14 protein-coding genes and 3 pseudogenes are annotated in these 24,024 nt (G+C 56.1%); 4 read left to right on the forward strand and 13 right to left on the reverse strand.

The genetic code is table 11. From position 1 onward, the window contains the following. Nucleotides 1–12: 12 nt before the first annotated feature. Nucleotides 13–870 carry a TIGR02391 family protein gene (locus tag KBY02_RS06675; protein WP_116893649.1) on the reverse strand — a complete coding sequence of 286 codons (858 nt, stop codon included), beginning with the start codon at nt 868–870 and terminating at the stop codon, nt 13–15. Nucleotides 871–1,575: 705 nt separating this feature from the next. On the opposite strand from KBY02_RS06675, the gene KBY02_RS06685 reads away from it, so the two are divergent. Together KBY02_RS06685 and KBY02_RS06690 are read left to right on the forward strand one after the other, a co-directional pair. Continuing rightward, entirely contained in the window at nt 1,576–2,652 is a 1,077-nt protein-coding gene (locus tag KBY02_RS06685) for a hypothetical protein (RefSeq protein WP_116893650.1), read from the forward strand. 121 nt (nt 2,653–2,773) lie between these two features. Continuing rightward, nucleotides 2,774–3,314, forward strand: a pseudogene (locus tag KBY02_RS06690) (IS21 family transposase); the annotation flags it as partial. On the opposite strand, the pseudogene KBY02_RS06695 reads toward KBY02_RS06690, so the two are convergent. The 5 genes and pseudogenes from KBY02_RS06695 to KBY02_RS06715 all read right to left on the reverse strand — a co-directional run. Then, nucleotides 3,254–3,481 (reverse strand): annotated as a pseudogene (locus tag KBY02_RS06695) (IS3 family transposase); the annotation flags it as partial. The pseudogenes KBY02_RS06690 and KBY02_RS06695 overlap by 61 nt on opposite strands. A 507-nt stretch (nt 3,482–3,988) precedes the next feature. Further along, entirely contained in the window at nt 3,989–8,059 is a 4,071-nt protein-coding gene (locus KBY02_RS06700) for a P-loop NTPase fold protein (protein WP_122319739.1), read from the reverse strand. An 811-nt stretch (nt 8,060–8,870) separates the two neighbouring features. Next, nucleotides 8,871–9,335, reverse strand: a complete 465-nt coding sequence (locus KBY02_RS06705; protein ID WP_116894076.1) for a DUF3429 domain-containing protein — start codon at nt 9,333–9,335, stop codon at nt 8,871–8,873. A gap of 756 nt (nt 9,336–10,091) precedes the next feature. Then, nucleotides 10,092–10,316, reverse strand: coding sequence for a hypothetical protein (locus KBY02_RS06710; RefSeq protein ID WP_024638174.1), 225 nt, complete (start codon nt 10,314–10,316; stop codon nt 10,092–10,094). A gap of 326 nt (nt 10,317–10,642) precedes the next feature. Next, on the reverse strand, nt 10,643–11,173 hold the full coding sequence (locus KBY02_RS06715) for a hypothetical protein (protein WP_024638175.1): 531 nt from the start codon (nt 11,171–11,173) through the stop codon (nt 10,643–10,645). Between the two features lie 382 nt (nt 11,174–11,555). Here KBY02_RS06715 and KBY02_RS06720 point away from each other — a divergent pair, with 382 nt between their 5' ends. Continuing rightward, the gene (locus KBY02_RS06720; RefSeq protein WP_116894075.1) at nt 11,556–12,626 is read left to right on the forward strand and encodes an alpha/beta fold hydrolase; all 1,071 of its coding nucleotides are present in this window, start codon (nt 11,556–11,558) and stop codon (nt 12,624–12,626) included. A gap of 26 nt (nt 12,627–12,652) precedes the next feature. Here KBY02_RS06720 and KBY02_RS06725 read toward each other — a convergent pair whose 3' ends face one another. After that, complete coding sequence (locus KBY02_RS06725) at nt 12,653–13,978, reverse strand: NAD(P)/FAD-dependent oxidoreductase (protein WP_225650048.1); 1,326 nt, start codon at nt 13,976–13,978, stop codon at nt 12,653–12,655. Nucleotides 13,979–14,346: 368 nt separating this feature from the next. Between KBY02_RS06725 and tspO the strand changes: the two genes are divergently transcribed. Continuing rightward, nucleotides 14,347–14,787, forward strand: coding sequence for a tryptophan-rich sensory protein TspO (gene tspO, locus KBY02_RS06730; protein WP_024642940.1), 441 nt, complete (start codon nt 14,347–14,349; stop codon nt 14,785–14,787). 96 nt (nt 14,788–14,883) lie between these two features. On the opposite strand, the gene KBY02_RS06735 is transcribed toward tspO, so the two are convergent. The 6 genes and pseudogenes from KBY02_RS06735 to KBY02_RS06755 form a co-directional block, all read right to left on the reverse strand. Continuing rightward, on the reverse strand, nt 14,884–16,062 hold the full coding sequence (locus KBY02_RS06735) for a DUF2252 domain-containing protein (RefSeq protein WP_011267844.1): 1,179 nt from the start codon (nt 16,060–16,062) through the stop codon (nt 14,884–14,886). A gap of 243 nt (nt 16,063–16,305) precedes the next feature. Beyond that, nucleotides 16,306–17,169: a methyl-accepting chemotaxis protein gene (locus tag KBY02_RS26415; RefSeq protein ID WP_374954521.1), complete on the reverse strand. Its 864-nt coding sequence runs from the start codon at nt 17,167–17,169 to the stop codon at nt 16,306–16,308. Next, nucleotides 17,164–17,934: pseudogene (locus KBY02_RS26420) on the reverse strand (MCP four helix bundle domain-containing protein); the annotation flags it as partial. The pseudogene KBY02_RS26420 and the gene KBY02_RS26415, both read right to left, overlap by 6 nt. A gap of 476 nt (nt 17,935–18,410) precedes the next feature. After that, nucleotides 18,411–21,440: an efflux RND transporter permease subunit gene (locus KBY02_RS06745; RefSeq protein WP_225650050.1), complete on the reverse strand. Its 3,030-nt coding sequence runs from the start codon at nt 21,438–21,440 to the stop codon at nt 18,411–18,413. Continuing rightward, nucleotides 21,437–22,540, reverse strand: coding sequence for an efflux RND transporter periplasmic adaptor subunit (locus tag KBY02_RS06750; RefSeq protein ID WP_096135967.1), 1,104 nt, complete (start codon nt 22,538–22,540; stop codon nt 21,437–21,439). Before KBY02_RS06750 ends, KBY02_RS06745 begins: the two co-directional genes overlap by 4 nt. Continuing rightward, the gene (locus KBY02_RS06755; RefSeq protein WP_024651665.1) at nt 22,537–23,967 is read right to left on the reverse strand and encodes an efflux transporter outer membrane subunit; all 1,431 of its coding nucleotides are present in this window, start codon (nt 23,965–23,967) and stop codon (nt 22,537–22,539) included. Before KBY02_RS06755 ends, KBY02_RS06750 begins: the two co-directional genes overlap by 4 nt. Nucleotides 23,968–24,024 lie beyond the last annotated feature (57 nt).

Genomic DNA, 24,024 nt, shown 5'->3' on the forward strand with positions numbered 1-24,024 from the left:
CATGAAGATGAATTAGATCAACCTCGGTACCGCAGCTGCTTCGAGGAGGTACAACTGATTGACGAGCATGAACTCGCGAACCGCGTCACGACTACTCATTACAACTTCTCGGTGAGCGCGTGGATTGCGGTAGGCCATCGTTACGGACTTGAACAAATTGGATTTGCCCGCTTGCTCCCCTGCGTCCGGGTCATCCCAATGCAGCAACGATCTATTCCCTTCGAATGCGTGCGTGAAAAGCTGGTTGCTGCTCTTATCGTAGACTCCGATCCGGGTTCGAACGATATCTTCCAATCTTCGAAAAGCAGTCGTGATGGCGAAGTCCGGATTGTCGAGAAATCCAATCGACAAATCGATCAGTCGTTCGTCGAGCAGCCCCAAATTCAGTACAGGTGGAAACTCTTCAAGCAGGTGTATGACATCAGCCTTGGCGCGATAGGACGGCCGCTCAACGTATTCGTAATATCGGGAGGGTCGGACGGGCCTAGATTGAGTCAAATTCTTCAGATCAGATGAATGGAGGCAACCAGCTTCGCAACGACGATGAAATTCCTCATCGATATCGTATTCCTCAATATCCACCTTAAACAGCTGAAGCAACCCAATGGCAGTAGAAAGCCCTGTCGGTCCGGTTCCTGAATATCCTGATCTGAATCCAGGCCTGATCAATATTTGCAGATAAGGTGAGACGGTCAGCAGGATACTGTGCTCGCCTATTCCTCCATCGGACCACGACAAAATCCAAGCCGATTGTACACGTTCACCCGCGGCTAGAACGCTTTTTAGTGCGTCTACGCACCGCTGGGTAACTCCGGGCGTGCCATGATATTCGATACCCGCGAGTTTACTCATGTCGATCTTTTTGCCCATCACCGCATTCCGTTCGCTTTTTGTACCGCTTCTATCTTAGAGTTTCGATGAGTAATTAACTACGCCAAAATAGACTACTCCCTTGCCTAGCTCGCGTAAACCGACAGGGCTAAAGGTGTGAATGGTAGAAAAACCGCTAGGGCAGCTGACCTGAGTCAGGGATCGAGTACGAGAAATTTGAGCGTCCGCTTTCGGCTGTGGATTTAACCGGTCGACGCAACATGACTATATTCTGTGTGAGCAGAAGAAGTGTTGCAGATGAAGCAGAGACCTCGGATCTATTACACCGAAAACCAGGAAAAATTGATGTAGGATCACTGGCGGAAAGGCGATTCTCTCCAGTAAGTTGCCCAACTATTTGATCGAAACCAATCATCGATACAGCACATTTTGGCGAAGAGCGGGGGAATCAGACCCGGTGTACCTACCCGGAGGATAAGAGTCTTATCCAGTGCATCGGCCATATGATAGAGCAAACCAAATGCCTAGAATTCCAGCAGTGTCTCGCTACCGAGCAACTCCACGTGCTGCTCGACGGTGAGTAGATCAACGTTACGCACGAGGAATACTAAAAAAGGTTAGGCTTGGGAGAGGCATGAAAATCTCCTTTTTAATATGATACGATTGGATCTACAGGCTGAGCAATATTGGTCGCTCGGAGCACTTGTAAAGCGTCAACATGATTAACACAGCACAGGATGTAAGATGCGTACTGCGTTCAAACTACTGGTTCACGAATCAGATGGTCAGAGATACGAAGATTTGTTCGTCAAAATAATGTCCTATAGTGATCCGGATTTTCAACCGATCAAGGCGTACGGCAATATTGGAGATCGAGGCAATGACGGCTGGGTGGCCAAGAAAGGTCGGTACTATCAGTCCTACGCGCCTGAGTCATTGGCAAAAAATACGAAAAGCGCACTTAGTAAGCTGTCTGAAGATTTTGAAAAGTTGAAGGGGTTTTGGAATCATCTATCACCTGTTCGAGAGTTTTACTTCGTCGTTAATGATAAGTTCAAGGGCGTCTCCCCTCACATCTACGAAGCCGTTGATAAACTGAAACATCTACACGACTTAGATCGCTCAGAAGTGTTTCTGGCAAGCCAATTGGAAAACAAGCTCTTCTCGCTTGAGCACGACCAGATCAAGCAGGTGCTGAACTCATTTGAGCCTTCACCGCCCGCTCACAGCCTCAAGGTTGTCGACTTCTACGAGGTGATTGATGAGGACGAGGACAATCAAAAAGACCGGGATGATCTCGCTACCGAAGTCGAACTGAAGCTGAGAAATTCGGGCTCTGAAGTCGCTTTCGTTAAGGAAATTTCAATCCACACGGTTAAGCATTGGAACCTCGTGACAGACCGGAATCACCGGATTGTGGATGTTTCAGCTACCTATGACATCTCTCTCTCCGAGAAGGCTGGAAGCGTAGCCAAGAAAAAGATTCACCACGAATTAAAGCCTCAAGAAACGGATAGAATCAGGTTTAAGCTGCACTCGAAATTTTGGGCAGACCCGGACGGATTGTCGCTCTATCTCATTGAGATCAACGTTCATTTTAATGAGGAGACGGCGCCAGCGACCTTCCGTCAGACGATTGTGAACGTGCGTCCATCGCACATTAGCCAAGGCTCGTATTTTGGAGGCTACTCCCCCGAAACGGTAACTAATAACAAGGCCTTGGCGCGCGAGGTTCTTGAGCTGCATGCAGGAGGTGTTGGCGTTGAGGACTATGTGGTCGGAGCGTTGGAGTCATGGATGCTAGCGCCCGACACACCGTAGGCTACAGGCAGCGTTGTTGATGCTGCTGGCGTGTTGCCGCTGACCGAAAACTGACCCAGGTGTTCAACTGCTTCTGCTCGCTTTCCGAGCAGGAGAACACAGGGTGATCAGCATGGAAATGTTGGGGAAAATTCGGCGGATGTACTTTCGCGACAAGCTGGCGCTGCATCAGCTAGCCAAGCGTACCGGGCTGTCGAGAAACACTATTATGGGTGGGAGCACCCGAAGCCGCTCAGCCGGCGTACCAACGGTACGCAACCTTCAACAAACTCAGTCCATTTCAAGAGACGCTGGAGCAGGCGCTCAAGGCCAATTCGTTTCAGGCAAAGCACAACCACAGAAGTGCCAAAGCACTCTTCGAACAGATCAAGCCCGAGGGATGCGACGGCGGCTACAGCCAGCTCACCGCCTTCATACGCGCGTGGCGCGGCGAGCAAGGCAAGTTTTTTACGGGCCTTCGTACCGCTGACCTTTGCACTCGGCGAGGCCTTTCAAATCGACTGGAGCGAAGAAGGCCTGCTGATCGGCGGCCTGTTCCGACGCATCAGGTCTCCCATATGAAGCTGGGCGCCAGTCTTGCATTTTGGTTGGTGGCGTATCCCAGACGACGCACGTCGAGCCGAAGAGATTCAAGTTGCCGCTCCAAATCTTCTCGTTCCGGTGACGACGGAGTTTCTTGTCGGCGTTTCATGGATACGGATGCCTCTGGGCCGAGTAACTGATTTTTCCAGTTGTACAAGGTCGGCCTGCACACGCCCAGCTTTTGAACCACGGCTTTCGCACTTTCAAGTCGCATGCAAAGCGCGATGACCGCGACCTGCTTCATCGCTAACCGAGACAAGTACGCGTTTGAATATGACTACATCATTTAATTTTTACCCGTTCCGCAATGAGGGACTGGAGCGCGTTCGGTTCTTGGAACTCATTAGAAAGCTCTCGCCTACAGGAGTCATTGAGGCGTATCCCGGCCGATTCACATTCATCATTCATCATTCATCGTTGACACGGCCAGGATGAGTAAAGTGCCAGCCTTGCCGCACGTCGTGAAGAAAGCGGTGGTCGACTGACACGGAATCACCTCTCGGTGCGGATGACCTATCATTGAATTTTCCGCGGCTGCCGCACCTTCGCGCTATTGCCAGTCGCGGGCTTTTTAGGCCGAGCTGTTTTCTTGGGCTTGGGTTCAACCACCTGCTCTCCCCGACGTTTTGTAAGGTGGATGCCTATCACACGTACATCTTCTATGTGAGAGTAACGGCTGTGGCAGCCAGGTAGTCGGCGAGCTTGCCAGCTGTCATTTGCATTGGAGATGCCCCTGTGGTGATTACATTGCTCGTCATTCTTCTGAAGCCTTTTCGAATCGACCTTTCAGCTTGGTCAATTCACGCCCCTTCCCAAACGCGTCCGAGATTATCTGCATGTCCCCTTCGCTGAGTGTGGATGCGTCGACCGATGCCAATGCTGCATGGGTACCGAGGCTATAGGACAAACGAGCCAGGTTTGTCTTGATCTTGATCGAGGAGCAACACGGCAGTGTTCTCAAGAAGGTATGGGCAGTAGCGAGTTTGCTCTCTTGGTTGGTCAGGCGGACGCAGAAAGACTCCAGATTGTCGTTAACCGCGCTGGCAGTTTCCGGTACTGAGCCCAGTGCCAAGATCCGGATGCCAAGATCAATAAGCTCTTGTGGCGCCGGCATTGGATCAAGTGATGTGATCTGGCGCCAGAGTCGGCGTCGCCCATCGTCGGTAGCTTCGGCGGTAAGGATGGTCTGCGCCAGTACTTGATAAGCCGTCTTGTCCAAGCACTTCGACCACAGCGACAACACCTGATCGGGCGCATCCACGGTGCCGGTATGCCCTAGCGCCAGCACCTCTAATGTCGATGCGACGCTTTGCGGTAGATTCAGCACCGATACCGCTTTTTTCCACGCAGCTGCCAACAAGGCCACCTCTTGCTCCGAATCCCAACTGATGGGCGTTGGTAGCAGAACGATCTGACTTGGCGAAAGACGCCTGGCAGCACAGGTGAAGAAATGCTCCGCTTCGGCTGGGTGGGTTTGCCATACCTGGCAGGCGAATTCGAGGAGCTCAGCTTCACGCTCGGCGGGTACCCGTTTGGCTGTGATCATGGAGTCAAGGGAAGCCAGCAAACCGCGCTTCGCTTCCTTGAGGTCGCGCCGACCGGTGCTGATCGCTTCCGTAAAGATCGTGTCGGGCACGTAGCCTGGATGTACCTGCTCGACCGATGGCCACGTCCGTGCGAAATGCTGATGGAGCTGATTATTCTGAGCGGGGTAGCTGCCAGCGGAAGAAAACGTATCTCGCAAACAAGCTGCGATCGTCGCCGGCGACCCATTGAGGTAGATTTTTGAAAGGCCGACCATAACGCTGTCGAGATCATCGGTTGATCGTGATACGAATGAGGGCAGCCGACTCAGCGCGCGATCAAGATGTGCTTGCAGATTCCCAGTCGCCCAGCATTGACTCGGAATTTCCTCGGAGGCCATCGTGTAAATCTCGCCAAAACCTTCAGGCATCGGAGCGGTAAACCCGGAGTCGAAATACGTAGTGATCTGAACTTGAACCGCGTCCGGCAATTTGTCGAAGGCCTTCATCAGGGAGCGACGGCATTCTATCGGCAGTTCGTCAGCCAGACGCTCGACCCAGTTGGTGCTGACCTGGGCAATAAGCTCAGGGGCACGCTGGAGCATTAACTCGAAAAGCGCTACTGCATCAGTTTGGTACGATTCTCCCGTGGATAGGTTGTTGCACAGTAAAACAAGATTGGATTGTGCGTCCGTCGTCAGCTCACCAAAGCGAGCTGAAGCCACAGCCATTGTCCATTGGAACGCTCGACGGTAATCGATTTCAGGTTTTGGATGAGCCACAAGGTTTTTCGCCACCGCGATCACACATCCCGAAAGCGTTTGTGCGTCAGCCCTTTGATGTGATGTCTCCAGTACAGTCAGTGCGCAAGCCTGCAGCTCAATTCGCGGCAGAGTCAAATATCTCAGTACGAGTGGCCACAAAATGGATCTGCTCTCCTCCCCCTGGGAAACCAACTCGGCAAACAGCCGATCCACTCGAGCCGCAACTGCTGGCAACTTCATCACTTCGCCACGGTTTGCATCCAATTCGTCGGCCACAAGTGTCACATAGTCCGTGCCTAACATCGTCAGCAGCATGGCTTCATGATCATCAATCCACCGCTCCAGCTCTTGGAACTCGAATTGGTAGGAGCCTCCGCTGAGATTGACATCTCTGACCTTGAGCCAATCGATCAGCTTACGTTCCTGAGGAGCGGGGAGCCCGTGAGCTGCGCGGACACTGAGCACGATGTTACAGGCCTTACTAACCATCCCCCGTGCTTCGTCAAGACTCGGAGTCTGCATGGTTTCAAGGCGAAACTCGATGGTCTGGCTGGTCGACAGTAGATCGTCAACCAACTCTGCGGCGATTTGGCGTTGTTCTTGAGCATTGGCGCTTTTTACGACATTGCCAATTTTGTCCAGACCAATCATTGACCGGAGATCGAGTGACGCCGTCAGCTCGTTGCACAGTTTTCCCAGCATCAGGCGCACTGTCCGTGGTGGTAGGCGGTCAAGGAGGTTGGCGATTACACGCATTGCATTATGACGGCGGACAGTCGTCTCCAGGTGCAGATCGCTGACCAGCTCATGGAGCAGGTGCGCGTGGTCATCGCCTAGGACGACATTATCAGCGCGCGTGGACAGTTGCTCAACCACACCGCGAGTATCGCCAGACATCAGCAGGTTGTAGATAACGCTGGTCCCGGCACCAAACTTTCGACTTATTGGATCTTCAGACAGCAGAAGCAGACTCTGAAGAGAGTCTGGCCAACGAATACCAACAAGGCTGGACAGGAATTGACGAAGCTCTCTGCAGTCATCGCGGATGGTCGTTGTCTTTGTGTCCTTGTCCAAGGTTACATAACGCTTACCCAATAGCGCTTGGGCCTCAACTGGTTGATCTAGGAGTGAGCCTTCATTCACCAGTAACTGGGTCAGTCGACCGAGCAGCAACGGGTCATCCTGAAGATCGCGATAGAAGTCCGGAAAGCTCACCCGCGCTGCACTGAGTGCACCCAAGGATATGGGGTGAGCAGTCACCGATCCCTCGTGCAGACCGCCTGGTCGCTCCCCTGCACTGCCCTCGTATTCACGACGTTTCGCCAACCACCAGGACTGTGCAAAAGCGTTGACAATTTGCAGAGCGTTCCGGGGATCCGCGACATTCACATGGATCATCCGATCAATCACTTGCTCCGGGCTGGTGCCCGAAGTCTTCAGGTCGCTGACAATCTCAGTAAATGACAGGAGATTTTTCAGCGCGAATTGCCTCATGTCGCCTCGAGGTACTGGCGGGATTTCAAGTCGAAATTGGAAGATGCGATCAAGGTACCGACGAGCGTCCATGTGCGTGAAAACGGTACCTGGCTGCTCAGGGTTTTTGCCGCGACCACGCGCCAGCGCATCGGCAACTTTTGCTTCGTCACACGAGATCACAAACACTAGTCCCAACCCGTGTGGAAGCTTTTCAGAGGGGATTTCCATGAACGCCCGGACGGCGTCGAGGCCGAGCACCATTTCTTCTGCTGAGAGCCGATCCAGATCATCGACGAAGATCACCAGGCGCTCACAAGGGTTTACTTTTCGAAATATCCCCGAAGGCTCCTTGAACGCTTTCAACTGTTCGAGGAGCATCTCTTCGTATTGTTCTGCGCTGGCGCTGGGAAGAGAAACCTTGGTGATCGACCGGAAGCTATCGACCTTTGAGGGCTTCAGATTCTTGAGTAGATAGCTGTAGGCACCGCTTATTGCCAAGATGAAGGTCGATCGAACATAGGGGTCGCTCCATGGGAGGACGGTTAGCCCAACCCACAGCAAACAAAAAAGCAACAGTATGGCCACCAGGAAGGCAGGCAACGGCATCGACCACGCGCGCCACAACTGACAGGCATACTCTCGAAATCCTTTCCACTGATGGTCAACCTGTGTGATGTTGCGGAAGAGCTTGTCATGAAGCGCCTGTTCGTCTCCCCCAAGCTCGATAAAAACATGGCGCAGAAGCGCGCGCTTGATGTCCTGATCTTTCCCGCCGAAACGCCAGGCGTTAAAAGTGATGCTCTTGATGCAAGACCTGCGCGAGGGTTTACCGGAACCGTCGGATGCACCGTCTGCGAGGCCTTGGGTGTAAAGCTCTTTGATAGAGCTTTTCCCGGTCCCCCATCCGCCGAGTAATCCAATGCTGAACGGAGGCTTATGGTGATCGGCCTCAATGAGGCTCTGGAGTGCCTGGGAAAAATGCCTGTGACCAAATGCATCCTGAGCTTCGTTTTCGATTTGCCGATCTAGCACTGCCGGCATTGGCTTGTAGGATTCAGGCATGCGTTGCGTCCTTCAACGTGTTACTGGCGGGCTGCCACTATCAGCCAAGCCTACTGGAAGGATGGAGGGCAACACAACTTTGCCGTTGGTACAAATTTGGGCTTGAACTCGGGCTGAGCATCAAAGCCATATTGCAAAGGTCGTCATCGCCTGGCTCTTAGTCGCCTCAAGGCATGCGGTTCGGGCGCGAGCACTTCGAAGTGCCGTACCAGGTAGGCTAGGTTGGCCATAAATCGCGCAACCTTCCCCACATGAATAATGCCGGCCCGCTTGACGTTTTGACTGTTACGCGGTGCCCACTGGCCTGTTGTACGACACGGAGAAACTTTCAGACAGACTGATGAGTCAAACGAAACCCTGTGGTTTGGTATCAAAGCGGAAGCAGCAGCCTTCGGCTGCAAAGAGAACGACTCCTCCCTGCCCCACCTTGCTACCCGCCATCGATTTCTAATCCAGCCCCCAACGCGCGTTTTTTGAAGACCCGCATGCCTCGTCCTCACTGCATGTTTGACCGCCAGAGGTCTAGCGGTGAGACTAAAACGGGCAGGCAACGGTGCCTATGAACATCAATCCATGAACAACCGCGCTAATTTCGAGACGTTTAAGTCAGCAATCTCGGGCCCGTGAGCTACTTATGAGCACCTGACAACACCCACTTGTTAAATAATGTGTATTTCTATGTCTGTCTATGCGTAGCCTCTTCACCAACCCTTCCCTCCCTTTCATGAACCCCGATGCCTCGACCTCCCTCTGTGCTTGCTGACGCTGCATCGGCGAATCTTCCACGGCCAATATTTGATTGTGAGGTGCTTCATAAATGAAGCGCCTCAACCATCGCGGCAAGCAGCAGGCAGACGCTAACCACAGCGGTAAGCCTTAATCGCATAGGAAGGTACCAGCCGGGCAAGCTTATAACCCGCAATAGCTGTTTATCCTGCCAAAAGTGGACAACAAAGCCGATGACCAACAGCACGCAACCCAATGGCATTGGCAGTAACGTGGCAATCCAGGCAATAAGTGCAGGAATGACACTCCAGATGAACCGGCCGCTGCGCTGCTCGACTTTCATGTCTTGCGCGGTCATGGCGAAGCCCCAGTGCAAGGCGCCGACGAAGCTCAGGATGACGGCTCCATAGTTGACAAGGGCAATCGCAAACAGCGGCCGATAGTCGGTAGAGAACGGGATCAGCAGCGCCAGAGAAATAAACGGCAAAAGGCCGCCATAACTCAGCAGGCTGACGTGCTTTGGCAGAGAGGTTGAAGGCAACGCGTTCATTTGTATTCCTTGCAGTGAGCGACACTCAAGACTGTAGGCCTAAAAGCCCCGCTTGAGCGATACATTGATGGCAGGTGGGCCCCGCCTTATGACCCGGTCTTCAGGGTAACCCCATATCGTGATTGAGCCGAGAGCAGTGACCATTTGGGCAAATTGAACGAGATTCCGCATCGGCCCCCTGCCCGGCCTATCCAAATCAAGCCCCAGCATTTCTAAAGGTTACGGCATTGAATACCCAAACTTGCTAGACGGATCTGCGTCAATATTTTTCTTTAACATGTTAGTACAATGCTAAAACTAATGAGTTCGCAGATATTTCCATTGGAGTTCTCATTGCCTGTTAGGGGTCGCCATTAATACCTTAAAGATTATAATCTTTTTGCTGGTAATTTTAATAAATATATTACTGTCGCAGTAAATAGTACCTCAGCCACCTGAAGCGCTATATACACTTTTTCATACGAGTGCGCTAAAAATGCGAAGAGAACATAATGTATTAATAGTATTAGCCCCCCCACAGCAAGCGGCGGGGTAAGATTTCCTTTGCGCGCATGACAGAAAATCAACACCCACGTTAGCCAAGGAAAAAAACCAGCCCCTAGTACTGAGAACTCCAAAAATTCCCATGCGGTTCCATCTACCTCACGCCAGCCGATATAGCCAGAAACCGACAGGGCTAGGAACGCTAAAGTAGCTATTGCTATGCAAATGATGCGAGCGAGCACAATTATCACCGTCATCAACTAATTATGGCCGCTACGTGGCACTGGATAATGGACCAATACCCACATCGCTAAATACATCGTTATGGTAAGCATCAATCATATCACCGGTGACGCCGTCTGGTCCATTCATGGACGAAGCATTCTTGTCATTGGCTATCAGTTCAGCACGGATTTTGTTGTAGATATCGGATTCCGATAGATCTGTCGTTCCGCGCGTCCAGGCGCTGGCTATGCCGAGCGTAAGAAGACTATTCATTGCACGATCTTCGCCGTTACAAATTTCTTCTGCTCGCTTATAATAGCTATGCAGGTCGCCAGTGGTTTCACATACCCTCTGATCATAATAGCTGCAAACTCCCGTATTTCCTCTATCATTCCAATCCCAAGGAGCTAGTCCTAGAGGATCGCTCCAACGCAGAGGATTCGCACTAACATATCCGTAGGTATTGATTCCCCCATTCAATCGCCGAGCATTGCTCACCGCGAACCATCTCCTAGAGTTGTTTCGGGTGATGAGGCTCTACTCTTCGTGTTGTAGTGTTTTATTGCGTCACAACGCTGGTTTGTGGCGGCGTTCGCCCATCAATAATAATCGTCCCAGTTTTCAACGGGAGGTGTGCGGGTCGTGCAGGGTTCATATCGTATGTAGTATCCCAAGTAGGCCTTATCCAAGGGGTTCATCGTGATGATTTCCTTGTCCATAAGATCCCCTGTGTACATCGTGCGCCTGAAATACCGGCGTCTGGTTTTGGGGTCAGCTTTATCGCAGGACTCGGCTATTTCAATATATAGCCCGGTCAGGTACTCGGCAGTAAAGTCGAGTGAACCACTAGCGGGGAATTCGCCTTTGAAGATAGGGAATCTTTTATAGTTTGCACAACTCTTTCCACCACCGGCTAATGTCGGGATGCTCAGGCAAAAAAATTTATCGCCGGCGGGCACGAGTTGGTGGATTTTTATAGCTGTATTGGCAAGTGGCTCGCCGTTGTCATCGTTCACGCGCACGGTGAGATGCAAAGGTTTGCGCAATCGATCCTCTTCCGTGTCCGACATGCACCCGTTCAGAGACAGTGTCAGTAGGGCTATGGTGACCAAAAGGGGCAGTACTTTCATGTGTGTTGTGATCTTCTATGAAGGATTCCATCCTGGATAGTCGTGTCGTTTCCTTTAATGCACCCAGGCCCAGACATGCGGCATTGTTACATGTTCTGCGAATCTCTGCTTTCCCAACCCGTTCTTCAAGGCTCCGTGGCACGAAGGTGTTAAGTAATGTTATATAAAAATTAACTTAACATTATCTGATCGTTGGCAGATTATCTCTCCAACACCCATGACGCCCTGACAAAAATACAAAGCAGGACGGGAGCGAAGATCCCCGTATTTAGACCTGGCGACGTTGCATCATGATTGCCTCGCCCTGAGGATTAGCCAAGTGATCACTCCTGCAGGCATCGAAGCGCAGGACCTCCTAAAACAAAAATAATAGGACACAACCATGCATAGATTCATTTCACGTCCCGCGATCGGGTTGTTGTTTTCTCTAGCCTTATTCGGCCCCGCCATCAGTGCCGCGCCCTTACCCGCCGCGACCGAGGGCGACTGGATTGCTCCGCAGTTCACCTTCCATACCGGTGAGAAACTCGCCAACCTCAAACTGCACTACATCACCCTTGGCAATCCCAGGAATCCCGCCATCCTCTTTCTGCACGGCACCTATCGGCCAGGCAGCGATATGCTGAGCAAGGATTTTGGCGGGGAACTGTTTGGCCCTGGTCAACCGCTGGACGCCAGCAAGTACTACATCATTTCCACCGACGGCATCGGCGTGGGCCAGTCCAGCAAACCATCAGATGGCTTGCGCACTCGGTTTCCGGCGTACAACTACAATGACATGGTTCAAGCCCAGTATCGGTTGGTCACCGAAGGTCTGGGTATCAAGCACCTGAGGCTGATCATCGGTAACTCCATGGGCGGCATGCAAACCTGGATGTGGGGCCAGAACTGGCCGCAGATGATGGACGCACTGGTGCCCATGGCGTCCCAACCCACCGAAATGTCATCCCGCAACTGGATGATGCGCCGCTTGCTGGTGGAGTCGATCAAGCAAGACCCGGCCTGGAACAACGGTAACTACAGCACGCAACCACCCTCCTTGCGCTTGGCAAACGCGATGTTCAGCGTGGCGACCAGTGGCGGCACCCTGGCGTATCAGGCGGCTGCCCCGACCCGCGCCCAGGCCGACAAGCTGGTGGATGAACGTCTCAGCGCTGCACAAACCGGTGACGCCAATGACTTTATCTATCAATGGCAATCTTCCGCTGACTTCAACGCAGCCCCCGGTCTGAAAAAAATTCAAGCGCCGGTGCTGGCCATCAATTCGGCGGACGATGAGCGCATCCCGCCGGAAACAGGTCTGATGGAGGCGTCGATGAAAGAACTCAAGCACGCACGGTTATTACTTATCCTTGCCAGTGCCGACACCCGTGGTCACGGCACCACGAGCATGGCGAAGTTCTATAGCAAGGAACTCAAGCAGTTTATGCGCGAGACTGAAAAGGTGAAATAAATCCACCCCCTCGCCCCAGCTTCAGCTCAAAAGTCCGCCACCTTGCCCCAGGCGGACGTTTGAAAACGGTCCGGGTGATAAGGCCGCGGATCAACAATGGGGCTCACACCGCTGACAATATCGGCAATAAGATGACCCGCGCCCGGACCAATACCAAAGCCATGCCCGCTGAACCCGGCCGCGATCACCAACCCCGGCAGGCTGGCCATTTCGCCGATACCGGGAACGCCGTCCGGCGTACTGTCCACGTAACCGGCCCAGGACGCCTTGATCGACGTACCCTGCAGTGCCGGCACCAATTCCACCGCGCGCTTGTAAGTCAGCGCAACTGCGGAGGCGTCAGCGCTTGGGTCGAGAATGCGCATTCTCTCCATCGGCGTGGGCTGGTCCAGGCGCCAGCGCTTCAAGCTTTCGTGGCCAGCCTGCCAGCCTTCCAGCCCCCCAGGTGCAAGGTTGCGCCAGCGACGCTGAAACATTGGCAGGAATTGCGTAGAGAACCTTAGCAACTGCGGCGTGATATCGACTCGACCCCGGCCACTGATCGCCAGCGTGTAACTGCCATCAAAGCGGCGGGTCATGGGCGCGCCGGTGGTATGCAGCGCACTGGGAATTTCCTGGCTCGGGGCGGTGACCGAAAGCACGGTCTGACGAATCGTCGCTTGCGGGAAGCGAATACCATACTGGCGGCAGAACGAAGATGCCCAGGCGCCTGCGGCAAGCACCGCGAGCCGGGTGCGGATAGTGCCTTTTTCGGTGACGACTGCCGATAATCGACCGGCTTCGGTCTCGACGCCCCGCACGGCGCAGTCCTGATGAACGCTACTGCCCAGTGCCATGATGGCGCGCGCGACTGCGGGGGCTGCGCGGGAAGGGTCGGCAATGCCATCGGTGGGCGCAAACACCCCGCCTTTCCAAGGCTTGCCCGTCGCCCTGCCCCGTTCGGCGGCCTGCTCGGCGGTGAGCATCTGGGTCTGCACGTTGACAGTGCGCGCAAACTCGCCCCAGCGCGCCCACCCTTCCAGCTCCTGGTCGTTGTTACTCAGGTAGAGCAAGCCGCAACGTGTAAAGCCGGTCTGTTCACCGGATTGCTCGGCGAATTGCTCCCACAGTTCCAGGCTTTTGGTGGCCATCGGCAGTTCACGCGCATCGCGATTCTGTTGGCGGCACCAGCCCCAGTTACGGCTTGACTGCTCGGCGCCTATGCGGCCCTTTTCAACCAGCGCGACCTTCATGCCGCGCCTGGCAAGGTAATAGGCGGTAAACGCGCCGATGATACCGCCGCCGATCACAACCACATCGGCCTGCGCCGGCAGATCTGCAGAGGTATGCACGGGAGTTAAAGGTGCTGGCATGTTCTGGTTATCCACCTGAGTTCAGAAGAGTGACGTGTTGCTAGAGCCCGATCCGGCCTGCCCACCGATACGGCGCCAACCACTGTGGTGTGTACCGGGCATCTGGCCATAAAGGGCTTATTACAGCACCGTGAGGCCGTCAATAAGCGCTTAAACGCAGGGCTACATGGTAGAAACCACCGTTTAAACGGCACGCCTCGGCAGACTTTATCGAGGCGCCGGGTATGCCCCACGGGGCGAGCTGGAGGATCGACCCTTCCTCGCCCTGCCCCTCACATCAAAAAAACGGACCTTTTCAACGCAAAGGCGTCCAACCTGGGTATCGCTACCACCGATCAGCCTCATAAGCCCTCGCCCCAGGACAACCCATGACCTTCTTCATTTTCCTTCTAGCCTGCTGCGCCGCCGGAGCAACCGGCATCATCTTCAAGCCAGGAGCATGGTACGAATCTCTTAAGAAGCCGAGTTTCACCCCACCTGACTGGGCGTTTCCGGTGGCGTGGACGACGATTTATCTGCTTCTCGCCTGGGCAGGCTATCGCCTGACGCTGATCCCCGGCAGCGAGATCGTGCTGGCCCTGTGGGCGGCTCAAATTGCCCTGAATACGTTGTGGACGCCGGTATTTTTTGGTGCGAACCGCCTGGTTGCTGCGATGGTGATTCTGGTTCTGCTGTGGATCGTGGTTGCCGCGATGATCGTAATGGCCTTGCAACTGGACATCATCACCGGGCTGATTTTGTTCCCCTATCTGGTCTGGCTCTCGGTGGCAGCGGCGCTGAACTTCTCCATTCTGCGCCATAACCGATAAGTACCTGGCGCTGACCGCCTTATGCGTTCCCGAAGAATATGAGCGGAATATCGATTAACTGAATTCTGTTCCGCTCATCTCGGCATTCATAAGGCGCTACAGCGCGTAGCGCCGACAATGCTCAAGGTAGCCCTGCTCGTGACTGCCGACCAGTTGAACGACGCTCGACCATAGCCAGGAGGGAGCGTCCAGGGTCTCGGACCGATTGCTTTGCAGATCCCTGATCCACGCCGCACGTGTGGCCAGGTCCATCTGTCTGGCATGGGCGTTACCAACCACTTTTGCGAGATATGCTGCGGCCTGCATGGCCTCTTGCTCAGTGAGCTCATCCAGTTCCAGCTTCATGTCCTGAGGAAGCAGCTCACGAATGAAGAACGAGTGATCCAGCATGCGCACGGCAACCATTCGGCTACCCAGGCCGGGCGACAGGTTGCGGGCGCCTTCCACAACCCGTTTGCCGTTGTCTCTGGGCATGCGAGCCCTCGCCGTACGTGGGGCCGCTGCTGCGACGGCTTCCTTGACGTCTAGCAGGCAGAACTCTTCATCCTCTTCATCGCCAACACCCATCAGCACCGCATAGCGAAGCAGCCCCAGAGAGCTGCATCCTTTTACCCAATAGGCGGAGTCAAGCAAGCGCACACGGTCATCCTGGGACCTGCCTTTGAGCGAGGTCACCAGCGCATGAATCTCCGGCGTCTCACAAAGCGCCTTGATCGCATCGCGTTCCGCACGCGACAGTTGCCAGAAATGCTTGCCCAGCGGAATGGTCGGTTGCGTACCTTCGAAGCGTTCCTTGGCCAGATGCTTCCACGTGCGTTGCACCGCGCTACGCATTCCGGCTTTCACTTGCGCAGGACGATCGGGCTCTTCATCGTCGTCGCCCATAAACGCTTCTTCGTAGCCCTGCATCATCTCTTCCAGCATTCTTGCAGTGGTGACACCGGGTAGATCCGAGCCACGAGCAGCCGTCGCTAACGACAATCCCAGCCTCACCAGATCATGGGCAGGATTGCCGATGACGGCTTGATCGAGGTCGCGGATATGCATGTCGATGCGCCCTCTCGAGTCCCCCGTGGGCCCCAGATTGCCGGCATGACAGTCTCCGCAGATCCAGACCGGCGGACCGCTGGGCAGACGTCTGCCTGACTGACTGTGAAGCCACTCATAGAACTGGGCGGTATTGCCTCGCACGAACGCGTGCGCAGACCGCGCCATCTTTAAATTGCGCAAGTTGATGAGGGATTTGAGACGGGTGTCGGGGCGAGGCGTTTTCATTGGAAAACCTTGAAGAGGGTTATTCCATTGACTCGGTATGTGACACGAATGTTTCAAGATATTTCGCATCTGGTCGCTATTCGTCTTCAGCGTCGAGACCAGACTCATATCACTCTCATGCGCTTCGGCCCCGCGAACTGGCGAGGTCAACCCTGAAACAAGAGAAAAGCAAAGGAAAGCAGCGTGTATTCCCGGCCCAAATGGTCCAGACGACCAGACCGGGAATACACCTGCACAAGCCCGTTAAAGCTTGAACTGCGCAACCATGGTGTTGAACGAAGTCGCCAGCCGTGACAGTTCCTGACTGGATGCGCTCGTTTGATTGGCGCCTGCCGCCGACTGGGCACTCAGCTCCTGAATGTTGACCAGGTTGCGATCCACTTCGCGTGCGACCTGGGCCTGCTCTTCGGACGCCGAGGCAATCACCATGTTGCGCTCGTTGATCATCCCCACGCCGCTGGTGATTTTTTCCAGCGCACTGCCGGCGCGCTGCGCGAGTTCCTGGGTGTTGGTGGCCGTTGCCAGGCTTTTGCTCATGGCCGCGACCGCACCGTCGGCGCCGGACTGCACAGTACCGATCATGCCTTCGATTTCCACCGTTGAAGCCTGAGTGCGGTGTGCAAGCGCGCGCACTTCGTCGGCTACTACGGCAAACCCTCTGCCTTGTTCGCCGGCGCGTGCTGCCTCGATGGCGGCGTTCAGCGCCAGCAGGTTGGTCTGTTCGGCGATGCTGCGGATGACCTCGAGCACTTTGCTGATATCCCGGACGTGGCCGGCGAGTGTTGTCACAGACCCTGTCGACTCGGTAATTTCGCTGACCATCGTGCCGATGCCCTTAACGGTGTCATTTACCTGGCCACGACCGTTAGCGGCGTCGGTTGCCAGTGTTTTGGACTCCTCCGACGTAGATACCGCATTGCGGGCTACCTCTTCCACGGCAGCAGTCATTTCGTTCACCGCCGTTGCAGCCTGCTGAATCTCGTCATTTTGCCGAGTAAGGCCGCGGGTGCTTTCTTCAGTGACTGCGCCAAGCTCTTCGGCAGCGGAGGCAAGCTGATCGGACGCGCTGGAAATCTCCTGAATCGTTCGTTTCAAATTGCCCTGCATCGTGCCGATCGCATTGAGCAGATGCCCCGCTTCATCGCCTCGGGTGCTGGAAACGCTCTGGGTCAGGTCACCCGATGCAATACGTTGTGCAACTTCGATAGCGCTTCTCAGTGGTCCGGTAATCATGCGAGTGATCACAATACCCAACATGATCGCCACCACAAACGCGATGACAATACCCGCGGTCAGCATGAATACCGAGGTGCTTTGCAACCTGTCAGCGGCCTCTGCCCCCTCTTTGATCTGGCGCTTGTTGGAGTCGATCATGATCTGTAGATAGCCGCGAGCCTTGTTGAACTCTCCTTCCGCCAGTGCGTTGAGGCGATTGCGCGCGTCTTCCAGTTTGCCTGCCTGCTGCAGGTCAAAGATGTTCTGGGAAGCAGACATGTAGGCCGGCATCAAGGCGTCGTACTGGTCACCCGCTGCGCGTTCATCGTCCTCCAACGGAGTCGCGCGGTAGATGGCATAGACTTTCTGCGCACGCTCCAGCTCGCCGTTGATGCTTTGGCGCATTTTCTCAGCCGTGGCCTTATCCTTGGCATCAAGCAAACGGTAAAGCCCGCGGTTATGAGTGGTCAGGGCGGTCATCGTCTCGTTGGTGTTGGCCACTGAAACCAGGTTATTCGAGAATGTCAGCTCAAGGGCATCGGAAAGCCGGTTGATACCGAGCATCCCCAAACCACCCACAGCCAATGTGATCATGGCGCAAACGATGAACGCGGCCATGAGTTTTTTAGCGAAACTGGTGCGATTTATCATGTTCATTGATTATCCATCATCTTTAAGTAAGGGGTCACTTCTGTCCGAGAGCCCTACTGCACTAGAGGCAAGTAGTTACACGTGGATTTTGCGCACGTTTGCTATAAGCGGTTCGTTGCACTACAGAAATGGTCAGCCATTTCTGCGCCAGAGTGGAACCTGCCGATAACAACAAGTAACGGTGCCGCTGTGTAGTGGCTATCTGCCGTCAAGTCGTGAGCTTTACAGGCCGCAAGGCTGGGGAGTGCTGTTCATGGCACTCTAACCTTTCGCGATCCCTGACTTTATCGGCATGGATTGGATTTTATGAACAGGCCTAGGGTGGAACGGACTAAAAAAGTGGTGATTAGATGAACGCGGGCACTGCTGCGCTGGGTGCGTTCAGTGGAATCCAGAGAGGAAACGTATCGAAATGCGAAGTACTCTCTCTGGTGCTTATCCCTGTCCGGGCGCATGCCGCCATGGCGGATTACACTGTTTTATCAAGGTCTGCGGAACAAACGTTTAAGCCTCTCATGACCATCATCGACATAAGTAAAGATAACGGGCACTACCAACAGGCTTAGTACGGTCGAGGCCAATAGTCCGCCGATGACGACCACCGCCATCGGCTGGCGGAAACCTGATTCGCCACCCCATCCCAATGCGGTCGGCAACATGCCCGCCCCCATTGCAATGGTGGTCATTAGAATTGGTCGGGCGCGTTTGTGGCAGGCGTCGATCAACGCGTCATAGCGGCTCACGGTCGGTGCACGGCGGGCCATGATTGCGTACTCCACCAGCAGGATCGAGTTCTTGGTCACGATCCCCATCAGCATCAGCAAACCGATGACCGACGCCATGGAAAAACTCATCCCGCCGATCAACAGTGCCAACAGTGCGCCGCCCAACGATAGAGGCAGCGCCGAGAGGATTGTCAGCGGCTGCATAAAGTCATGGAACAGCAGCACCAGTACCGCGTAGATACAGAACACGCCGACGGCCATCGCCAGGCTGAAGTTGCCAAACAACTCGCTCATCAACTGCAACTCGCCCTGCTCCACCAGTTTTACTTGCGCTGGCAGGTTCTGCATGACCGGCAACTGCCTGGCCTGCTCCATCACTTCGCCCAGGTTGCTGCCATTGAGTTCGATGGACAGCGTGATATTGCGCAAGCGATCGATACGATCAATCTGCGCGGGGCCGCTGCCCATACTGAGCTCGCCCAGCGACGCCAGTGCTATCTGGCCATCACGCCCGGTGACCCTTAACTGACCGAGGCTTTGCAGATCGGTACGTACTTGCGGCTGCATGCGCACCCGCACATTGACCTGGCGCTGGGACAGATTGATCTTGCCCAGGGACGAACTGTATTCGCCATAGGTGGCCATGCGCAGAGTGTCGGCGATGTCCTGGCTACTGATGCCCTGCTCTGCCGCGCGGACAACATCCGGGCGCATCTGGATTTCCGGCCGTTGTACTGCAGCACTTGAGGTGACGTTGCCGATGCCTTTTATCTGGCGTAACTGCGGTTCAAGCGCGGCGGCAGTCCGCTCCAGCAAATCGCCATCATCGCTGGCAAGGACGATGTCCAGCCGTTCGCCGCTGGCGTCACCGCCGACCGTCACCCGCACACCAGGCAAGCTGCGCAGACTTTCACGCATGCTCGCTTCCACCTGGGATTGTTTCAGTGCGCGCTGGTCACGCGGCAGCAAATCGACGGTCAGTTTCGCATCGCGATCACCTGCACCGCCCGTTTCGCCGCTGCCTGCCGCGATGAACACGTGGGCCACTTCAGGAATCGCGCGTAAACGCTTTTCAGCCTGCAAGGCAACCTCACCGGTCTGAGCCAGACTGCTGCCGGGCGGCAGTTCCAGGCCGACGGTGCTGCTGGCAATGTCCTGGGCAGGCAGAAAGCTGGTCGGCAGCAACGGGATCAGCGCCAGCGAGCCGATAAACAAAGCACCAACAATGGCCATGGTGGTCTTGCGGCGGCTCAGGCTGGTGTGAATCCAGCCCAGGTAACGTCTCATCAAACCGCTGTCATGCTCGCCATGCGGACGTGGCTTGAGTAAATACGCCGCCATCATCGGCGTCAGAAGACGGGCGACCAGCAACGAAAACATCAACGCAGCGCTGGCCGTCACACCGAACTGGCGAAACAGTTTGCCGGAAATCCCGCCCATGAAAGCGGTCGGCAGGAATACCGCGACCAGGGTCACGGTGGTTGCCAATACCGCAAGGCCGATCTCGTCGGACGCCTCAATCGCGGCCTGTCGCGGGGTTTTGCCCATGCGCAGGTGTCGCGCAATGTTTTCGACCTCAACAATGGCATCGTCGACCAGAATGCCGATTACCAGCGCCAGCGCCAACAGCGAAACGGTATTGAGGCTAAAGCCGGCAAAATACATCACGCCGAAGGTCGGGATGATCGACAAAGGCAGTGCCGTGGCCACGATAATCGTCGCCCGCCAGTCACGCAGGAACCACCAGACCACCAAAACCGCCAGTAACATCCCTTCGTAGAGCAGGGCCATGGAGCCGCGATAGTTTTCCATCACCGGCTCGACGGCATTACTCGCCTCTTCGATACGCACATCAGGGTGTTGTATGGCGAACTCATTGACTGCCTGACGCAAATCCCTGGTCACGCCGACGTCGGAAAAACCCAGGGAGCGGATGACCTGAAAGCCAATCACCGGTTTGCCGTCGCGATACGCCAGGGTGTTGCGCTCGGCATGGGTGTCACGCACGGTTGCCAGTTGCTGCACTGCGAGCATTCGTCCATCGCTGACGGGAATGCGGATGGCGCCCAGCGCCGCCGGGTCGTCAATGCCGCCCAGGACACGCAGCGCCTGTTGACCGCTGCCCAGATCGCCCTGGCCGCCGGAATTGTCTTTCTGCATCGCCCGCAAACGATCCGCGATGTCGGTCACACTCAGACCCAGGCCGGCCATTAACGCCGGATCAAGGTCAACCTGGACTTCGCGGTCCACACCGCCCACGCGGCTGATCTTTGCGACACCACGTACGGTCAGCAGCTGCTTGCTCAACTCATTGTCGACAAACCATGACAACGCTTCTTCGTCCATACGTGGCGCATCGACCACATAGGTCAGTAATGCCGTGGTATTGGTGGTCAGGCGGGTTACCGATGGCGTGTCGAGATTGGCGGGCAATTCAGCCGCAGCGCTGTCCACCGCATTGCGTACTTCGTTGAGGGCTTCGTTGCCATCCTTGTCGATGTCGAAGATGACATTGATGAGGACGCTGCCTTCGGTAATTTGCGTGGTGACATGCTTGAGCAGACGCAACGAGGTCAGCTTGTCTTCGAGCTTGCGCGCGACTTCGGTTTCTAGTTGTTCGGGAGCGGCCCCTTCCAGCGAGGCACTGATGACCACTGCAGGCAGATCGGTGTCGGGAAAGTCCTGAATACCGAGGCGCTCGAATCCGAGGAAACCAAACAGGGTCAGCAGTAAAAACAGCATGACCGCCGGGACCGGGTAACGAATCGACAGCGCGGAGATATTCATTGCACACGGGCCTCGGCGTTGACCAGTGTCACGCTGGCCCCGTCATTGAGAAAGGCCCCGCCGCTACGGACGATCTGTGCCTGCTCTGCCAGGCCGCCGAGGATTTCCAGCGCCGATCCACGACGTCTTCCGACCTCGACCACCTGTTGGCTGACGCGCATGTCCTTGCCCAGCACAAACACATAAGAGCGCCCGTCGCGCAGGATCACGCTGGTGTCCGGAACCGTCAGCGCCGGGCTGGACGGCAGTTCGATGCGACCGCTGGCGTACATGCCGGCGCGCGCCACAGACCCCACCGGCAGGGAGACATAGACCAGCGCCCTGCTGGTCTTGCTGTCGAGCATTGGCGAGACCAGCCGCACGCGCCCCTGCACCTCAATACCACCGGGCAGCGCCACACGGGCGAGCTGACCGGCCTTAACGCCTGGCAGTTGCTGGGCATCCAGTTCCGCCTGCCACTCGATGCGGCCATCGCGGATCATCCTGAACATTTCACTGCCCGCCGATACCACATCGCCAAGCAAGGCCTTGCGCCCGGAGATAATCCCGTCATCCACCGCGACGATGCGCGTCTGCGCAAGCTTGATCCGGATGCTGCGCAGATCGGCATTCGCCGAGGCCAGGTCAGCTTCGGCGGTCTGCACCTTGACCCGGTACTCTTCCAGTTTCTGCTCGGACAGGGCGCCGCTCTGCCCTACCGAGGCCGCCCGCCTGGCATTGGAGCGGGCTTCCTGCAGTTGCGCAGTGGCCTGGGCGGCCGCCGACTTCTGCTTGTTTTCCTCGGCCAGCACGCTGTCATCGGCCAGGGTCGCCAAAACCTGGCCCTTCTTCACCTGATCGCCGATATCAGCCTTCAGGCTGGCGATACGCAAGCTTCCGGTCTCTGCACTGATCACGGCTTCCTGCCACGGCGCAAGCGCACCACTGGCCACCCGTTCCTGCGGCCAGTCTTCGCGGCGCGGTTGCACTGCCTCCACCGTCAGGCTGGTGGCCGGCGGCGCCGCAGCGGCCGGGGGCGGCTCTGCGCGGCCAGACAATAGCCAGCCCGAAACGCCCAACACCGCCAGCGTCAGCAGCCCATAAACGTGTATCTTCCTCATACGCCGCCCCGCTTCGGTGTTTCACCGGCCAAACCTTCGCGACTGTCCTGCCACCCACCGCCCAGGGCCTTGTACAGGGCAATCCAGTAGCGAACCTGATTTTGTTGCACGGTGATCAATTCGATTTCTGCCGACAGCGCCGAGCGTCGAGCCTCTTCGCGGTCCAGCAGGCTGGCATTGCCGGCCTGCCAGTTGCGGTCTGTGGCCTGGAACGACGCTTCATAACCCTCACTGGCCCGTTGCGTACTGGCTTGCGAACGCCGCGCCGCGTCCAGGCGCACCAGCGCCTGCTCGACCTCCATTACCGCTGTGCGCAGGGTTTGCCGGTAGGTCGCCAGCGCCGAGTCATAATCTGCCCGCGCCGAGTCCACTGCCGCCCGGCGCTTGCCTGCGTCGAACAGCGGAACAGTCAGTTGCGGGCCGAGGCTCCATTCGCGGCTGAATACTCCGGTGGTGGTCCCCACCTCGAACGAGCCAACCAGGCTCAGGCTGGGCAGACGATCAGCCTGGGCAGCGCCGATCTTCGCATTCGCGGCGGCCAGTTCGCGTTCGCTGGACGCCAGGTCCGGGCGCTGGCGCAACAGGTTGGCAGGTATTTCCCGAACATCCAGCAACGCAGGCTGCGGCAGTCTCGCCGGATTATGGCTGAGCACTTCTCGTACCTGTTCCTCGTCGCTGCCGGTCAGCTCCACCAGGCTCTTGAGCAGCACATCGCACTCGCCTTGCTGTTTGATGAGGGTCGCATTACTGGATGCCGCACTGGCGTCGCTCAACGATGAGTCGGCTGCTGCGGTAAACCCGGCCTGAAACGATACGCGAGTCAGGCGTGCGGTCTGCTCCTGGGATTGCGCCTGATCACGGTAAGCGTTCACCAGCATCTGGCAGCCGCGGTACTGCACAAAGTCATCACCGACCTCGGCGGCCAGCGATACACGAGCGTCATGCCAGTCATTGACACGTGCCTCGAGCAGATTGCGCGACGCCTCGTCGGTGCGTCGCAGTTTGCCGAACAGGTCCAGTTCCCAGGATGCATCGAGGGTTGCCCCGGAGGTCTTACCGCTCTGGCGCACCCCGCTCTGCCTGATGCCGGCGCGTGACTTGCTCACGCCGCCGCTTACTTGCGGCAGCCGGTCGGCAACGCTGCCGTCCAGCGTCGCGCGTGCCTGGGCAATGCGTGCCAGAGCCTTATCGAGAGACGGGCTGTCTGCCTGTGCCATACGCAGCAGGGTTGCCAGTGCCGGGTCATTGAACTGTTGCCACCAATCCTGCAGTCCGACCATCGACGCGCCATGGGGCAGCGGCGCATGCCACTGGCTGGCAACCTTCACCGCAGGCAATTGGTAGTCCGGGCCTAATGTACAGCCACTCAGCAATGAGACCAGAAGCGTCGACAACAGGAAGTGGCCAGCAGGTTTGCCAATAGACATAAAGCTCTCGAAGATTCCGGAACAGTGGCGTCTTGAGAAAGGAAGCAACGGGGCAAG

Source organism: Pseudomonas sp. P129 (assembly GCF_020312195.1).
Lineage (GTDB): Bacteria > Pseudomonadota > Gammaproteobacteria > Pseudomonadales > Pseudomonadaceae > Aquipseudomonas > Aquipseudomonas fragariae.

What these genes read in the sequence shown, in the direction of transcription:
- KBY02_RS06685 (WP_116893650.1), top strand. Translation starts at nt 1,576, where the DNA reads ATGCGTACTGCGTTCAAACTACTGGTTCACGAATCAGATGGTCAGAGA.
- KBY02_RS06675 (WP_116893649.1), bottom strand. Translation starts at nt 870, where the DNA reads ATGGGCAAAAAGATCGACATGAGTAAACTCGCGGGTATCGAATATCAT.
- KBY02_RS06705 (WP_116894076.1), bottom strand. Translation starts at nt 9,335, where the DNA reads ATGAACGCGTTGCCTTCAACCTCTCTGCCAAAGCACGTCAGCCTGCTG.
- KBY02_RS26415 (WP_374954521.1), bottom strand. Translation starts at nt 17,169, where the DNA reads ATGCAGGGCAATTTGAAACGAACGATTCAGGAGATTTCCAGCGCGTCC.
- KBY02_RS06720 (WP_116894075.1), top strand. Translation starts at nt 11,556, where the DNA reads ATGCATAGATTCATTTCACGTCCCGCGATCGGGTTGTTGTTTTCTCTA.
- KBY02_RS06710 (WP_024638174.1), bottom strand. Translation starts at nt 10,316, where the DNA reads ATGAATAGTCTTCTTACGCTCGGCATAGCCAGCGCCTGGACGCGCGGA.
- KBY02_RS06750 (WP_096135967.1), bottom strand. Translation starts at nt 22,540, where the DNA reads ATGAGGAAGATACACGTTTATGGGCTGCTGACGCTGGCGGTGTTGGGC.
- KBY02_RS06745 (WP_225650050.1), bottom strand. Translation starts at nt 21,440, where the DNA reads ATGAATATCTCCGCGCTGTCGATTCGTTACCCGGTCCCGGCGGTCATG.
- KBY02_RS06755 (WP_024651665.1), bottom strand. Translation starts at nt 23,967, where the DNA reads ATGTCTATTGGCAAACCTGCTGGCCACTTCCTGTTGTCGACGCTTCTG.
- KBY02_RS06715 (WP_024638175.1), bottom strand. Translation starts at nt 11,173, where the DNA reads ATGAAAGTACTGCCCCTTTTGGTCACCATAGCCCTACTGACACTGTCT.
- KBY02_RS06735 (WP_011267844.1), bottom strand. Translation starts at nt 16,062, where the DNA reads ATGAAAACGCCTCGCCCCGACACCCGTCTCAAATCCCTCATCAACTTG.
- tspO (WP_024642940.1), top strand. Translation starts at nt 14,347, where the DNA reads ATGACCTTCTTCATTTTCCTTCTAGCCTGCTGCGCCGCCGGAGCAACC.
- KBY02_RS06700 (WP_122319739.1), bottom strand. Translation starts at nt 8,059, where the DNA reads ATGCCTGAATCCTACAAGCCAATGCCGGCAGTGCTAGATCGGCAAATC.
- KBY02_RS06725 (WP_225650048.1), bottom strand. Translation starts at nt 13,978, where the DNA reads ATGCCAGCACCTTTAACTCCCGTGCATACCTCTGCAGATCTGCCGGCG.